Source organism: Sporofaciens sp. St.21A7 (assembly GCF_059728535.1).
Map to the genome: position 1 here is coordinate 3,462,586 of NZ_BAAGFN010000001.1, position 14,298 is coordinate 3,476,883.

Below are 14,298 nucleotides of genomic sequence, written 5' to 3' on the forward strand. Positions count from 1 at the left end.
GTAAGGCTGATCCGGCTGTTTCGTCTTCCTTAAGAACAGGATAAAGCTCTCCTGGTTATTAATCCGCTCGCAAGGATCGTATAGGTCTTGTTCGAGTATTCATATTTTTCCTGCAGCCGTGGAAGGATGCCGTTGATATACGGATACTCTTCTTCCAGTTCTCCCTCTGTTACCGATAACTGATTTTTCTGGATATACTCCACCAGTTCACTATGCCTCTGATACAGCTTGTTTGCCCGGTACACTATCGCATCATATACATTCATTTTGATCCGCTTTGCCATAGAAAGGTAATCCTTCCAGGTAATCAGAACCTGACGGATACTGTCCCCACGCTTCCCTTTCTGGCGCACAAGATAGTTTTTTATCTGCACATAGCTCATCCTGTCATGAATAAACGCAAGGTCTTTTGGCAATATGCCTTTTTTAATAAACCAGCCGATCAATTCATCCGGTAAGCAGATGTCCTCTTTTTTCTCCTGCTGCAGCCAGTATAAAACGTGAATCCCCCCATCCATTTTCCGCAGCCGTTTCAGTTTTGCATTGTCAATCCGCAGCCGTTTTGCCAGTTCTCCGGTTGAATCTTTCCAAACGAATTCTTCCGGATGCTCCACCAGTTCACCGGCAAGCTTTAGAAGCCCTGCCTTTATGATCTGTTCCAATACCGGGAGCTTTCTCCATGAATTGATATATTCCCTTGGGTTTAAGATTGTATTTCCTTGAATCCACTGCCTAAGTCCAGTCCTCTTTAACTCTTTCTTCTCCAGAGCAGGCAATGTCCTTGGATATACTTTTCCATATATCGGTGAATAGGAATAATAATAGTAAAAACCAACTCTCCTGCAATCGCTCTCACCTGCAATCCAACGTGCACCCCTGTTTTTATAATCACCATAATAATAGGGCTCCTCACAAAATTGGTCATCGTAAAATATACGCTTTGTTTCATAAATCCAAATTTCCGGATTTTGGAAATCCCCTTTACCAAGAACCATTGCCACTTCAAACAGCCTTAAAATAATCCCTTTCCTGCAGCGCTGGATTAAATATGCAGCTTCTGTTTTCGTCCAGATGGATTTGGATTTATCTACTGATTTAAAATGGATTTTCTGCCCGCATCTGCTGCAGATTCCGCTCTTATTATATTTTGGATCTTTAATAGGAACCATCTTACCGCAATGAGTGCAATACCCTTCCGTTGCACCGCCTTTCTTATATTTGTAGAAGATATAATGCTCAGAAACCACGTTTTTACGGAGCCACCGTTTCCAGTCTTTCGGTATTCCCGGTACCTGTTTCATGACTTCATCCCATGCATCCGTTTTCTTCCTGTGGCGGGCAATCAGCTGCTGCTCCCGCACCCTGGTCTGATAGCGTTCCAGTTCTTCATACTCTCCCGTTTCCGTTCCCAGATATCTGCAAACCAGTTTTTTATCTCTCCTGCTGATATACGTTCCCGAACCGTATGTGTATCTTGGCCAGTCAAGATTATACAGCATGGACTTTCTCCAATTTCCGGTATCTGTCTCAAACGTAATAAAATCATTGGCGCTTTTGTCAATGTACACCACATAAAACGGATGCCTCGCTCCTGCCCTTACAAACTGGGTCAAGAATACAGAAATAACCAAATATCCTTTCTCTTCTTTTACCCGTAAATACCTGCCATATTTATAATTCTTATCCGCTTTCCAGTGCTGCGTTTTCACCGGCTCGTCTTTTTTTGCGGCCTTCATTAAATATGATGTAAGTTTTGGAGGAGCAATCGTCATTAATTCTTTTTTCTTCATACCTGCCTCTTCTCCTTAACATTTCCCATAAGCATCATAATACTTGTCTGGGTGATAGCGTTTCCCATCAATCTTTAATAACGCAATCTCTTCAATCTCCGGGCTGTCCTGTTCTTCCTTCAGGATCAGCAGGAACTCGCCTTTTCCCCCGGCTGCCTTTGGATTTTTCCCACGGACGATCCCAAAGCCATTCCCGGCTGTACCTGTTTCCCTGCTTACCATAGCGTTACACCGGCGTTTCGGATGTTCCACCATGTAAACTGCCGCCTCAAAAAGCATCTGCTCCAGTGAAAGACGGCGGACTAGCCGCATTTCCGTACAGGATATCTTGCTGTCCACCGCGTCCTCATCCAAATCTCCGGCCGCATCCACCTCATAATAAACAGAGTTGCGCCAGTCAGGATAATAATGAAAGCAATCCAGCGGATTCTCCGCACAATGGAAACCATTCTGTACGCAGTTTGCCTCTTCCGTCCGGTTTATGCCATTCTCCCTGAATTGAAAGCCAAGGCAGGTCAGATCCTTACGGAACCCTTTAAACGCTTTCATTCTCTTCCTCTCCCTTTTTCTCTTTGTCCTGATCTGCCATCATATCAAATAAGGATATCTGGACCGCCTTTTCTGTTGGTTTCTCCGCTCCTTTCTCCTGTTTTTCTGTTGCAGGCACTTCTTCCTGCTTCTGCTTTTCTTCACCTTTTTCCGCAGACTTTTCTTCTTTCCCTTCTGATGCACCTTTTACAGTCATCTTCCCAGATGAATCAGCATTCTTTTTTCGTTCTTCTTTCTTAAGAGCATTCAGCCGCTTTTTCCGTTCTGCTTTCTGCTCCTTTATCTCCTTCGCTTCGTCATCCAGGGCATAATATTCCTCCGCCCACTGATAAACCTTCGTTTCTGATATTCCCATGCCGACAGACTGATGCGCATGATCTGCCCGGCGGTTGGGATTGTTCTTCCCGCCAAACCGGTTATCATGTTCCTTTTCTGCCATCTGATAAGCCTGTTCCATGATATAGTTCATGCATTTGTGCAGAGTCTTCTGCTTTTTCAACACCTGGCTTCCAAACAACAAGCCTTTCTCTGCCTTCTCCATCAGGTGGTGTCCCACAATATCCGTAAAAAGCTGATCCTTCATATGCCACATCTCTTCCCGAAGCTTTTCCACCGCAGAAGTATACTCCTTTTCCGACAGCGGAATCTCTGCAAGCTGAAATCTCTTCCCCTTGATAAAATCTTCCACATCCTGCTTCGGGACCAGCCACTGGGCCGCTAACACCTTAAGTTCCGAAAAATTTTGGGAATTCCTTAAGTGTACTGCCATTGCATTTAATTCTTCCGTATTGTTTATCAATTTCTCATACACGGCTATTTCTCCTTTTCATTCTTAGATTTCCTATCTGCCCATTGCTACTTCATGCTGCAAAAATGGAGAGCCTTTTGACTCTCCACCGGTTATGCTGCATTTTCCTGTCTCTGCATCTCCTCTTCCATTTCCCGTTCTACCTCCTCAGCAATCCGCCTGCGCTCCTTATCATCCTCTTCTAAAAGTCCGACCAGCTCTACAAGGATGCGGTTACACCATTTGTTGGATTTCCACTTATCGGAAAGCTTTCTGGTTTCCTCCATCAGGTCTTCGTAGTCCTGCTCCATCATCTCCCTATTCCGGTATTTTTTATATACCTCATAGCATTCTTTCATGACCACCGGAACCGGTATCTTTGCCGCTTCATCCATATTGGAGAGAAGCCCCATCAGCATCCGGTGATAATCATATCTCTTGCACAGCTCTTCAATCCCCATCTGTTCTCTCCCTAAGTAAAGGGACATAAAATCATTAAAAATCGCCGCAATCATGCTCTGGTCTACCATTCTTTTTCTCCTTTCAGATTTCTATACAACTGCCAGGTCATAAATACTCATCTGCCCTTCCACCTGCCAGTTTCCCTGAATTTCTTCCTGTTCTGTTTCAGAATCTGGTAGCGCCTTGAAAGAAAGTCCCCGCAGCTTTTTTGCTGTTTCCGCAATTATCTCCGAAAACATGCCGGGAGTTCTGTATTCCCGCAGCACTACCAGATTATCTTCTGCAAGCGCATCCGCAAGGCCCCTCACTTTCCCGGAAACTTCCAGTATGTGGGTATCCCGCTTTTGCTTTGGTGTCAGCTTTGGGAGAACCGCCTGCATATACCGGTAATCCTCCAGCGCCAGGTATTCCTGTACGGCAGACTGTGCCTGCATACGGATTTCATCTGCACATGCCATGAAGCCTTTCTGTACTTCCGGCGGGATGGCTGAGACGCCGCCCCCTCCCATTGCATCCAGCTTTTCCTTCATCTCAATAAGCTCCTGCCGGATCCGATTCAGGATCGCTCCGTCCGTACACATACTGTCAGCATCTCCGTAAGCATATACCTTCTCCCATTCGTAGGACAGTCTGGCAAACTCCTGCTCCCATACTTTAGGCGGCTTTGCCTGCACCATCATTTTTCTATGCCTCCTTCCTCTTTGCCCTTTCAATCCTTCTTTTTACCGTAGACGGATAGCAGTCAAACGCATTGGAAATCTCTTCCAGCGTATAGCCCTCTTTCCGCATTCGGTACATCATACTTCCCATTGCTTCCTTTTCCATCTCTTCCACGCCTTCCACCTTTAATTTTTTTCCAAAGATCCTCCTGCTGACCGGATGTCCCGGCCCATACTTGTAGATGAGCTTCGCCTCCGTCACATCCACGTCGCAGAGGATCGCGATCAGTAAGCAGTAATAGCCGCTGTCCTCATTCCAAATCGACATCGCACACCTCCTTTACGGATGACCGTGCCGGCATGTCTTCTGGCTGCCGATAGAAAAACTCCTTATCTAAAAATGTTTCCGGAGATTCCCTACCGCAGATGTTCGTCAAGCATACGGACAATCTCATCCATGCTTTTCGATTTCAGTTCCTCCAGCAAAAGATCCAGACTGATGAACGATAACATGTTCTTTACAAATTCTTCCTCCCGGTGGACAGTTAAAAATACAAAGATATATTCGTACAGCCCGTTCCTTGCCAGACAATGAATGATATTCCTCGCTGCCACCATGTTCATACGTCCATTCCCCGGCGTACAAATTAACTGCCAGTATCCGCTGTATCTGTCAATCCACTTCAAAAGCTTCCTGCTTCTTTTTCTTTCTCTCCTGTTTTTAAACATCCTTCACCTTTCTGCAGCGCATGTGAAAGAAAAACCTTTTTCCTTGTCATGCCGCTTTCCCTTCCCGTTTTACCGTCACTTCTGCCAGATACTGGTTGAAATCCGTACGCAGTATCACGCCGTCAAAATCCGTACCTAACATCTGCAGCTCTTTTTTGTTTCCGTCTTTTAAATACTTTACAATCCCAAAATCCTTCTGGTCACAGGAAGCAATATACAGATTCTTTTCCTGATCCAGACGGAAATGGATCTTGGCCCCCTTTGCAATGTCATACCTGCCCGCCATTAAAACAAACAGTTTCAATTTCTTAACCACGCTGTCTCTCCTGTCTTTCAAACATGGGATAACTGGTCAGAATCCGGAACCCCCAGTCTGCATCTGCATCCTTAATAAGCACCAGACAGGCTTTCCTTAAATTTTCTTCCAGCTTTTCCTCACCTTTACGGAAACCATAGCCTATGCTTCCCTGAAACTGTCCAACCAATGAAATCCAGTCGCTGCCGCTGTATTTCAGCCATGCGGTAATACTGGAATCAAAACACTTCCGCATGATCCCGCTTACAACTGCATTTGCCACTTCCACATCCCAATAGGAGGTTGCATAGCGGATATCTTCCTTCGTCAGCCTGGATTTTAACGCCAGAATCTGGATATCCGTATGTTTCCGCAGCGTATGGCCGCCATACAACCCCACCTGGTCAAGATTCCTCCGAATTGTCTGTAAGGTATTCTGGGTTATTTCCTCCGGAACATCAGCAAATAAATCAACCATATGTACTCCTTTCCTTTCACGGACATACAGATACTGATATCCCGACGGATACCAATACATAGAAAAAGAAGGAGATGCTCCCCCCTTCTTCTGTACAGACTGTAACGCTTTCTGTTATCCGCCGATTCGTTTTCTATTTCTGGTGTTCTATATTCGGATTAGCACACTCCTCCTTCCCTTTTATTTGCAAGATCATCCTAAAACGCAAAAAAAGACACCAAAAACCCATTCCTGAATCTTTGATGTCTTTCTGTCATTTATGAGGCAAAGCCTTAAATTTTACTTCCAGTCATTTTCTGGAACAAATACATGCTTACTGCTGCATTTTATGAACTCTCATGCACAAAAATCTAATCCAATTATAATTTAACACAATATATGGTTTTAGTCAAGATATTTTATCAATATATTGTACTCTTCTTTTGAGTAATCCTCCGGATATTTTCCATCCAGAGCATATTCAAGGAGCTGTATCGCCAGCGTCCTATCAAAGATATCGTGATTTCTCTGATTATAGAAATTGTCAAGACAGTTTCTGCATGACCTTGAACAGGTGCATTCTGTTAGGATTTCTCTTGTTTTTGAAAGAACATCATCCAGTATTTCATCTTTCCCAATAAGTGAAGAATAACCGGCGCCGCTGGTCAGATTGTCGTAAAAAAACATCTCAATATGTACTTCACCGTTTTCCTCAAGACGTGTTCTCCATCCGCCATTGATTTCATTATAATCAATATCCAATGAAAGAGACACTGCCTTTTTAATTGCCTCATGCAAGGTCGTTGCAGCAGAGCGGAGAATGTTCTTTTCCTCATTGTCATAATTTGATACCAACCTCTGATTATCATATCTAATATCTAGCATAAACATATCAGTCAAAAATTCGTATCCAAGATAAATATTTGTTTCAATTCTATCATGGCTACATTGATAGCGGTCATAATAAGGCTTGAAGACGCGAAAATCACCCGTCTGAAGCGGTTCAGCTATCTCTGCTCCGCCACATTTAGTGCAGATATTAAATCCATTTCTTTTCTTTCCCATATTTACGGTCAATACATGATGGTCCTGAAGATTTGCAAAACGAATATAAGTATGCTTATAATTCTGCATTTCCGTATCTTTCGGAACATAAGAGTAATATGGAGCTTCTGCATAGGTCTTTTCTTCTTCCTCATCTTCATACTTAACCGGTTGCCCCTTAACCGGCGCAAATCCCCACGGCTTAATCATCGAACGATACCTATATCACCCTCCCGGAAAGATGGTCTATTTCGTGCTGCGCAATCTGCGCCGGCCAGTCTTTCAGCTTGATCTTCTGCTTTTTCCAGTTGAAATCTAAATATTCTACCTCTATCTCCTGGTAACGGCTTGTTTTATGGACCCCGTCAAGGGACAGGCAGCCTTCCTCTGTTTCATAAAGCCCGTCTCCCCGAACCAGCACCGGATTGAACATTACAATGTCAACGGCTCCCATATTTACAATGATGATATTCTTCTTCACGCCGATCATATTAGCCGCCATGCCGACACAGCGGTCACGGTTGGCATGTAAGGTATCCTGCAGGTCTCTTCCTACCTGTAGGTCATCCTTTGTTGCCGGTTCTGATTTCTGCCCCAGAAAGAATACATCTCTTACAATCTGTTTCACCATGATTTCTTACCCTCTCTTTGCTTTTTAGCTCAAGCATCTTCCGGAACCTATGCGCCTTACATCCAGTTCCAGATTTCTTCCTCTGTCATGCCATTTGCATTTAACGGCTTATGCCATCTGGCCTCCGGATACATCTTCTTTAGCTTTACGGCAAGTTTCACCGGTTTTGTGGCGCCGCTTGTGGTAAATACAGCCACATGTTTCCCGTTTAAATCCAGGGCATCTAACAGCGTCAGAACTACATTTGGCGCGACCCCGCACCAGACCGGGAACCCAATCAGAATACGGTCATATTTTTGTACGTCCGGTATCTCCATTGCAAGCGTTGGACGCGCTTTTGTAAAGATCTCTTTCATAGAGGTCAATACCGTCTTCCCATAAGACATCTCATAAGGTCTTTGGGGCTTAATTTCCACTAAGTCCGCCTTCTTTAACCCCGCAATCTTCTCAGCGGCCCCTTTGGTTGTTCCTGTCTGTGAAAAATAAATCACTAATATAGCCATAATCAAAATCTCCTTCCACATTTCGGGCAGTATTCAAACTCTTCCTGCGTCTCATATCCACAGTTTACGCATCTTTTGACTCTGCTTTTGTATCCTGCCTGTACCTGTGTCAGATGTTCCGGCAGGATTTCTATCTTTTCTCCCCCTGCAACCTGCTTCCCAATCTCCGGCGCAAGAGAATAAACCGTATTGCAGCATGTACTTTGTACATAGTACTGTCTGCTCCATTTCAAACAGGGAATGAAAAACAGCGACAAGCACATGTAAGTCATGTACACCTGGTATCTTCCATAAGAACCGCAATGCGCACAGACCATCATCTGATTATAGTCAAAATCCTTTCTTCCCTGGGTAATTCCCATGATAAAAAACATCTGCGTGCTTCTCCCTATCCATTTATAGTTTCTATTATAGGATTCCCTTCTTCAAAATGCAACTGGCTTCCCATTATATTACTCCATTCCTGTCTGACTTTCTGCCCGTATTTCCGACATCACAGCATTTTCCGTCCGAACATCAAAATCCTAAATCTTCATTAATATAAAAAATCAATTCCTTCCCATCCAGATAGAGCTGAAAATGCTCCACATTATTTTTGATATCCCAGTCTTCCCTGTATTCTTCGGTACGGAAGTCAATCTCACAGACCGGCTCATTTTTCTCCACACCCCTGCGGTTTAAATATACAGTAATCGTAAGCCCTCTTGGATAACCATTGATATCTGTAGAAAACCGGATGGTATGGAACGAATTCTCCCGGCACATCTGGACTACCTCGCGGGCAAAGGCTTCCTTATCCTCAATCCGGTCACTATTTGCCACCACTTTTAAATACTGCCAGTTATCACTGGACATACTGCTTACCGCATCCGGAATTCCTATGATTATCTTCCCATTCCTCGGAGCCTTTCGTGCCATAGCATATCATACCTGCCACCGCTAAAATCAGCAGAGCTGCTTCCATGAGCCGTTTCCTATTGTTCATTGCCTTGATTCCTCCAATCATTTTCTTACACATGAGAACATTGAAAATCATAGACCATTTTGTTCTGCATATAATAAACTTATGGAGGTATAAAATGTTGGGAATTGATGTAAGACATATAAAAGATTTAAGAGAAGACCAGGATTTGAGCCAAAAAGAGCTGGCGAAGATTCTGAATCTCAGCCAGCGGTCATACTCGCATTATGAAAATGGAACCAGAAAAATTCCCCTTGATATCCTGGTCGCACTGGCAGATTTTTATGGATGTTCCACGGATTATCTGCTGGGACGCACAAAGGGAAAGAGCAAAGCACCCCCTTCGTCTGCATAAAACAGGCATGGCAATCCTTTACAGCTGCCATGCCTGCATCCTTCCCCAATCAGATTTTTCGTATTGCTTTTTATTTCACCAATCCCGGCCAATGACCTAAAAGGCCCTTATTCTTTCTGGCAAAAAAATTTGCTGGGAAACTGTACGAAGCCTGAATGACGGAGAGAAGGAGAAAACTTCCAGTAGTTTTTAAAAATAATCTTCCTTCTTTAGTCTATATTGTTCCAAAACAATGTAGTCCAATCTGTTCTGCCTATAATTCTTTACAGGAGGACGAAGAATATGGCTACGGTAGATATTACGCGTATTAAGGGGTTACGGGAAGATTCCGATATCAAACAGAAAGAACTGGCAGATGCCCTTGGTGTCAGTCAGAGGGCCTATTCCCATTATGAAAACGGAACCAGAAAACTTCCTCTTGATATCCTGATTGCACTGGCTGAATATTATGGCTGCTCCACGGATTACCTGTTAGGCAGGACAGAGAGAAAAGGGCTTGATTAACAGTTCCTAAACACAGAAAAAGCATGGAAATCCTTTCAGGGTTCTTTCTGTGCTTTGGGTACCGAATATTCTCTAAATTTGCCATAAGCCGCCAAATTGGTTTAACAAATTAAAATGAGAATAATGAGTTACCCAAAGTGCAGAAAGAACCCCTTTCAGACTGCCATGCTTTTTTCATTCGTGTTGCTTTTCCAGGCTGCATCCCTTTTTAGGGATGTGCATAATATAGGACTTTTTATCAATTATGCGCACCTGGCGACTAATTTTCCTTCAACGATATCTGTTTATTTCTTTAATCCATTGACATACTGAACCTGTTCAGATTCCGGGATTTTAAGCGCTGTCATTGCCTGCTCTGCACTCCAATCCATGCTTTCCATCAGGTTTTTGATAGACGACAGGATTCCTTCTTTAATCCCTTCTTTAATCCCTTCTTTGATCCCTTTTTCTTCTATTCCTTTACTCAAATTGCACATTAAGAGCACCTCACTTTCTAACTCCCTTGTCATTTTAATATTGAAATCATCCTGCAGGATCCTCTTCTTCTCATCCGGTTTCCTTTCTGCCGAAAGCAAAACATCCAAAAGTTTTAAAATCCCTGTATACTTATCGTCTCCCGAATTTCCAAGGCATACAATCACAGCCGTTATTAAATCATAATTCTCTCTTTTTTCCGCTATATTACCCACTATATTTTCTTCCCGGACCGTATATCTTGTAATCGTATTTTCACGGTACTTCGGCGGGTCTGCACAAATCCAGATACTTATGGCTTTACGGATCTTCTCATAATGCCCATCCGTAAATTCTACCCCATACTGGGAGGAAATCATACGGCTGCAATAATAAAGCCCCCTCTTGATAATCGGGTATCCCGGATAAAAATTGTTTTGTGCTTCTACATTAAGAATCAATTTTATGGTTTCTTTCGACTGTGGAACCAACGCATAAAAACGGATATCATAGGTAACCGTTCCTTCTTTCATCGTGCTGTCTTCCGTTTTACTGCCTTCAATCTGTTCTCCTTTTGAATCGGTCTCCTCATCCGGATTTACTGCTATCCTGGCAATCTGCGGACTGCCTTCTATATATTTGTCAGCAATTTCATCTACTGTAAAATCCTGAAATTCCTCCAGGCAGCTTTTCATAATCCATGCAAGGATAATCTTATTTGCAAGCAGCCGTTTACAAGCCGCATCATAATTGGCCCGGTCTCCGGCTGCAGTAATATTTTTCGCAAGTATATTTTCTACTTTCATCCATCTATCTCTCCTTGTTTTTATCTTACCACATCTTCTTAAAAGAATCCACAAGAATAACCGGATTCATTCTGACAGCGGACACAACAGCCTTTACAGGCTGCTGTATCCTTTAAAGAATCCACCTCATTATCTATGCGGCCATTCTTCGGATATTCCGGATATGGTTCTCAATCTTCCCACACCGCATATTTCTTCTTTTTTGTTCTTCCTGCCACAAGACAGTTTCCAATGCCGCGCTGTCACTTGGAACATACTCGGAGTGTAGAAATTTGCCAAAGATTTTATGCTCCTCCTTGCGAATCCGATCATCTACCTCCTGGTAATACTCGCCTTTCTCATAAACCACCCTCACCTTTTCTACCGGCACAGAAACTTTTCTCACGTATTCCACATGCTCCCGGTAATCAAGAGGGTACAAGTTTCCGATCACCTTCCCATCTTCCAAACCTGTCACTTCTACGGCATAAGCTAAAATCCGCTCGCTTCTCCCATCACCATAATAGGTCCAGATGTTATACGCTGCAGTTTCCTTCAAATACACCCGCCGCTCTTTCAGGCACCACGTACCGCAGCGGCGGGACATCCAGAGATACGTCCGCTCCCTTAAAGGCAGCGCATCCGCTTTGGCTGCTACTTCTTCAAGCTCCTTCCGGTCATACGAAAAATCCCCCTGATAGCTCAGCGTATTCTTTTTCATGATTCTCTCTAAGCTGTCCAGCAAATCAATCCCCATAAATTTCGGCATAAGCTGCTCCTTTCTTTATTCCTCCAGTATCCGCTTCCAGGTTCGGAAAATCTCCCTGGCAACCTGTCTTGTTTCATCCCCAAACAGCGGATTTTCTGCCATCTGCCCCCAGATAACTTTCCATCTCCCGCAACTGTGCTTCATATGTCCTTACCACACACCGCAGGCGCCGGATTTCCCTCTGGCATAAAATTATATCTTCACCCATTGATATCCTCCTGTTTCTCTTTCCCTGCTTCCGGGTTTACAAAGGATTCCGGAAGGAGAAAATAACCTTCCTCATAGCTTCCTTCCTCACTTGCACCGGCCATACCGCCCAGGCTGTCCAGATACTGTTCCCCATTCTTGGAAGCGGAAATATACATATAATACTTTGCACGGATAAACTCTTTCCCTTCCAACGCATATTTTTTATAGGAATCGCTCAAAACCCGTTCTGCCTTAAGCTGTTTTGCCTTCTTTTTCAGCATCTCCACGGCCAGACAGATGGCTTCCTTCTCCTTATCCTCTGAAATCCCTTTAAAATACGGGCGCTCCAGAAACAAGGTCAGATATTCTTTTCGTCTGTCCCCTGTCTTCACTTCCGTTTCTTCTCTGGTAAGGTCCGCGAACTGCAGTCCCCGGTGTTTTCCCGGCATTCTGCAAAATGCCCCTTTTGTCAGGCGGATGATTGCCCGGAACGTAAGCGTGCCGTCCGCAGAAAGATACAGGACTTTTTTGTTGGCGTCAAAACAAGACAGCAGGCATCTTTTATACCCTCCATCCCGGTAGGAGAGGCAGGTATGCCCGATCACTTCCCCGATCTGCATGACCGGCAGCAAACGGTCTTCTTCCCACAGCCTCATCTGCTTTTTCTTCATTTCCATATTCTTCATCCAAAGCTGCTGTACATCTTCCGGAACCTGAAGCGCAATTTCCCGTTCCAGATCATCTTTATAATATTTCACTTCCCGGAACCGCCCGGCAATCTCAGCAACACAGAGTCGCCTGGTTTTTTCTTTTTTCGCTTCTAAGTCTCCGGACAAAAAAGCCCGGAAGATCTCCGCACCGCCGTTACATAGGAAACGCATCAACCCTTCCCGGTTTTTATGCAGGAAGCTTTCGTCAATCTTCAGAACCTCATTCAGCCGCATCCAGCTTTCGTCAATCTCCGGCATCCGCTCCATTGCCGTCCGGAAATCGGGAAGATTATGCAGCTTGGTGTTAGAATATAATTAGTACAAGTTAGACATGGAAAATTCCCAACAGGAAAGTATAATAGAACAGATGGAGGAATGAACATGGCTACACAATATACAGAAGAATTTAAGAATGATGCAGTAAGGTATTGGAAGGAACATCCAGAGCTTGGGATTGCTAAGTGTGCAAAGAATCTGGGGATTAGTAAGACAGCTCTTTCTAACTGGAGAAAGATATATGATGCAAATGAGGGGACAGTCCCAACCAGAGGAAGGGGGAATTTTGAGAGTGATGATGCAAAGGAACTTGCACGCCTGCGTAAAGAGCTACGTGATACACAAGATGCTTTAGATATCTTAAAAAAAGCAATCGGCATACTGGGAAAATGACAGAGGCTCTCTTCCTGGAGACTGCCCGGTATGAAGAGCAGCTTCTGGAAGAGGGGAAACGCCGGCCGAATGTCTCTGGTGTGCTGAGGATCTTAGGTGTTTCAAGAAGCGGATACCTTGCATGGAAAAACCGCCTCCCTTCCACCCGGGAGAAGAGAAAGGAGCAGATAAAAGAGAGGATCGTTGAGATTTATCAGGAATCCCATCAGAATTATGGAGCCCCCAAAATAGCAGAATGTCTGCGCAGGGAAGGAGAAAAAATAGCAGACAAAACAGTGGGGAATTATATGAGGGAATTGGGGATCAAAGCACAGTACGTGAAACCTTATACCGTTACAACAATCGAACCGGATCTAAGCAGTAGGCTGAGAAATATTCTGAAAGAAAAATTTAATCCGGAAGAACCGGATGCAGTCTGGTGTTCGGATATCACTTATATCTGGACTTACGAGGGCTTTGTATACTTAACGAGTATTATGGATCTGTACTCGAGAAAGATCATCTCATGGGTATTAAGTAATACATTAGAAGCAAAACATGTCGTAAAAGCGGTAGAAAAGGCAAAAAGAAGGAGGAATGTGGAGAAACCCTTAATTCTGCATACAGACCGGGGGATCCAGTATGTGTGCAGGGAGTATGTAGAGGCAACCATTGGAATGAAGAGAAGTTATTCGAAAAAAGCGTATCCATGGGATAATGCCTGTATTGAATCCTTTCATGCATTGATCAAAAGAGAATGGCTGAATCGATTTAAAATAAAAAATTATGAACATGCCTATAAATTGGTATTTGAATACATAGAGACATTTTATAATACGGTAAGAATCCACAGTCATTGTGGATATCTATCACCAAATGAATACGAGAATGTGTATGAACAGAAATTGAATAAGATGGAAAGATTGGCTGGATAAAAAATGGAAGGTTGTAAGAAAAGTTCACTTTTAACTTGTACTTTTTCTTGACATAGTACCAGCTCTTTCAGGCTGTAAAGGAG

Annotated in this window: 22 protein-coding genes; 4 read left to right on the forward strand and 18 right to left on the reverse strand. The window is 43.7% G+C overall.

What is annotated here, in order from left to right:
- Positions 1-29 precede the first annotated feature (29 nt).
- From AC6I3O_RS17035 to AC6I3O_RS17100, 14 genes are all read right to left on the reverse strand, one after another.
- On the reverse strand, positions 30-1,790 hold the full coding sequence (locus AC6I3O_RS17035) for a PcfJ domain-containing protein (protein ID WP_497851936.1): 1,761 nt from the start codon (positions 1,788-1,790) through the stop codon (positions 30-32).
- A 15-nt stretch (positions 1,791-1,805) separates the two neighbouring features.
- The gene (locus tag AC6I3O_RS17040; RefSeq protein ID WP_497851937.1) at positions 1,806-2,339 is read right to left on the reverse strand and encodes a DUF7666 domain-containing protein; all 534 of its coding nucleotides are present in this window, start codon (positions 2,337-2,339) and stop codon (positions 1,806-1,808) included.
- Positions 2,326-3,150 (reverse strand): Cas9 inhibitor AcrIIA9 family protein, encoded by an 825-nt coding sequence (locus tag AC6I3O_RS17045; protein WP_497851938.1) that lies wholly within the window; start codon positions 3,148-3,150, stop codon positions 2,326-2,328. The genes AC6I3O_RS17040 and AC6I3O_RS17045 overlap by 14 nt, the downstream gene beginning before the upstream one ends.
- A gap of 89 nt (positions 3,151-3,239) precedes the next feature.
- Entirely contained in the window at positions 3,240-3,656 is a 417-nt protein-coding gene (locus AC6I3O_RS17050) for a hypothetical protein (protein WP_497851939.1), read from the reverse strand.
- A gap of 21 nt (positions 3,657-3,677) precedes the next feature.
- Positions 3,678-4,268: a hypothetical protein gene (locus AC6I3O_RS17055; protein ID WP_497851940.1), complete on the reverse strand. Its 591-nt coding sequence runs from the start codon at positions 4,266-4,268 to the stop codon at positions 3,678-3,680.
- Positions 4,269-4,272: 4 nt separating this feature from the next.
- Complete coding sequence (locus AC6I3O_RS17060) at positions 4,273-4,575, reverse strand: RNA polymerase sigma factor sigma-70 region 4 domain-containing protein (RefSeq protein ID WP_497851941.1); 303 nt, start codon at positions 4,573-4,575, stop codon at positions 4,273-4,275.
- An 89-nt stretch (positions 4,576-4,664) separates the two neighbouring features.
- Positions 4,665-4,934 (reverse strand): hypothetical protein, encoded by a 270-nt coding sequence (locus AC6I3O_RS17065; protein ID WP_497851942.1) that lies wholly within the window; start codon positions 4,932-4,934, stop codon positions 4,665-4,667.
- An 88-nt stretch (positions 4,935-5,022) separates the two neighbouring features.
- Positions 5,023-5,292: a hypothetical protein gene (locus AC6I3O_RS17070; protein ID WP_497851943.1), complete on the reverse strand. Its 270-nt coding sequence runs from the start codon at positions 5,290-5,292 to the stop codon at positions 5,023-5,025.
- Complete coding sequence (locus AC6I3O_RS17075; protein ID WP_497851944.1) at positions 5,285-5,749, reverse strand: RNase A-like domain-containing protein; 465 nt, start codon at positions 5,747-5,749, stop codon at positions 5,285-5,287. Before AC6I3O_RS17075 ends, AC6I3O_RS17070 begins: the two co-directional genes overlap by 8 nt.
- A gap of 384 nt (positions 5,750-6,133) precedes the next feature.
- Positions 6,134-6,805, reverse strand: coding sequence for a DUF1998 domain-containing protein (locus tag AC6I3O_RS17080; protein WP_497851945.1), 672 nt, complete (start codon positions 6,803-6,805; stop codon positions 6,134-6,136).
- Positions 6,806-6,992: 187 nt separating this feature from the next.
- The gene (locus AC6I3O_RS17085) at positions 6,993-7,403 is read right to left on the reverse strand and encodes a peptide deformylase (RefSeq protein ID WP_497851946.1); all 411 of its coding nucleotides are present in this window, start codon (positions 7,401-7,403) and stop codon (positions 6,993-6,995) included.
- A 56-nt stretch (positions 7,404-7,459) separates the two neighbouring features.
- Positions 7,460-7,906 carry a flavodoxin gene (locus AC6I3O_RS17090; RefSeq protein ID WP_497851947.1) on the reverse strand — a complete coding sequence of 149 codons (447 nt, stop codon included), beginning with the start codon at positions 7,904-7,906 and terminating at the stop codon, positions 7,460-7,462.
- Positions 7,907-7,908: 2 nt separating this feature from the next.
- A complete protein-coding gene (locus AC6I3O_RS17095; protein ID WP_497851948.1) occupies positions 7,909-8,280 on the reverse strand; it encodes a zinc ribbon domain-containing protein in 372 nt (123 codons plus the stop codon).
- Between the two features lie 142 nt (positions 8,281-8,422).
- A complete protein-coding gene (locus tag AC6I3O_RS17100) occupies positions 8,423-8,824 on the reverse strand; it encodes a hypothetical protein (protein ID WP_497851949.1) in 402 nt (133 codons plus the stop codon).
- A gap of 161 nt (positions 8,825-8,985) precedes the next feature.
- Between AC6I3O_RS17100 and AC6I3O_RS17105 the strand changes: the two genes are divergently transcribed.
- A complete protein-coding gene (locus AC6I3O_RS17105) occupies positions 8,986-9,222 on the forward strand; it encodes a helix-turn-helix domain-containing protein (protein WP_497851950.1) in 237 nt (78 codons plus the stop codon).
- A gap of 282 nt (positions 9,223-9,504) precedes the next feature.
- Positions 9,505-9,726: a helix-turn-helix domain-containing protein gene (locus tag AC6I3O_RS17110; protein WP_497851951.1), complete on the forward strand. Its 222-nt coding sequence runs from the start codon at positions 9,505-9,507 to the stop codon at positions 9,724-9,726.
- Positions 9,727-10,010: 284 nt separating this feature from the next.
- On the opposite strand, the gene AC6I3O_RS17115 is transcribed toward AC6I3O_RS17110, so the two are convergent.
- The 4 genes from AC6I3O_RS17115 to AC6I3O_RS17130 form a co-directional block, all read right to left on the reverse strand.
- Positions 10,011-10,985: a nuclease/transposase family protein gene (locus tag AC6I3O_RS17115; protein WP_497851952.1), complete on the reverse strand. Its 975-nt coding sequence runs from the start codon at positions 10,983-10,985 to the stop codon at positions 10,011-10,013.
- 133 nt (positions 10,986-11,118) lie between these two features.
- Positions 11,119-11,733 (reverse strand): hypothetical protein, encoded by a 615-nt coding sequence (locus tag AC6I3O_RS17120; RefSeq protein ID WP_497851953.1) that lies wholly within the window; start codon positions 11,731-11,733, stop codon positions 11,119-11,121.
- A 73-nt stretch (positions 11,734-11,806) separates the two neighbouring features.
- A complete protein-coding gene (locus tag AC6I3O_RS17125; RefSeq protein ID WP_497851954.1) occupies positions 11,807-11,941 on the reverse strand; it encodes a hypothetical protein in 135 nt (44 codons plus the stop codon).
- A complete protein-coding gene (locus AC6I3O_RS17130) occupies positions 11,934-12,890 on the reverse strand; it encodes a hypothetical protein (protein ID WP_497851955.1) in 957 nt (318 codons plus the stop codon). The genes AC6I3O_RS17125 and AC6I3O_RS17130 overlap by 8 nt, the downstream gene beginning before the upstream one ends.
- A 123-nt stretch (positions 12,891-13,013) precedes the next feature.
- On the opposite strand from AC6I3O_RS17130, the gene AC6I3O_RS17135 reads away from it, so the two are divergent.
- Entirely contained in the window at positions 13,014-13,301 is a 288-nt protein-coding gene (locus AC6I3O_RS17135; protein WP_016220920.1) for a transposase, read from the forward strand.
- Complete coding sequence (locus AC6I3O_RS17140; protein WP_016220921.1) at positions 13,298-14,215, forward strand: IS3 family transposase; 918 nt, start codon at positions 13,298-13,300, stop codon at positions 14,213-14,215. The genes AC6I3O_RS17135 and AC6I3O_RS17140 overlap by 4 nt, the downstream gene beginning before the upstream one ends.
- Positions 14,216-14,298: the final 83 nt, after the last annotated feature.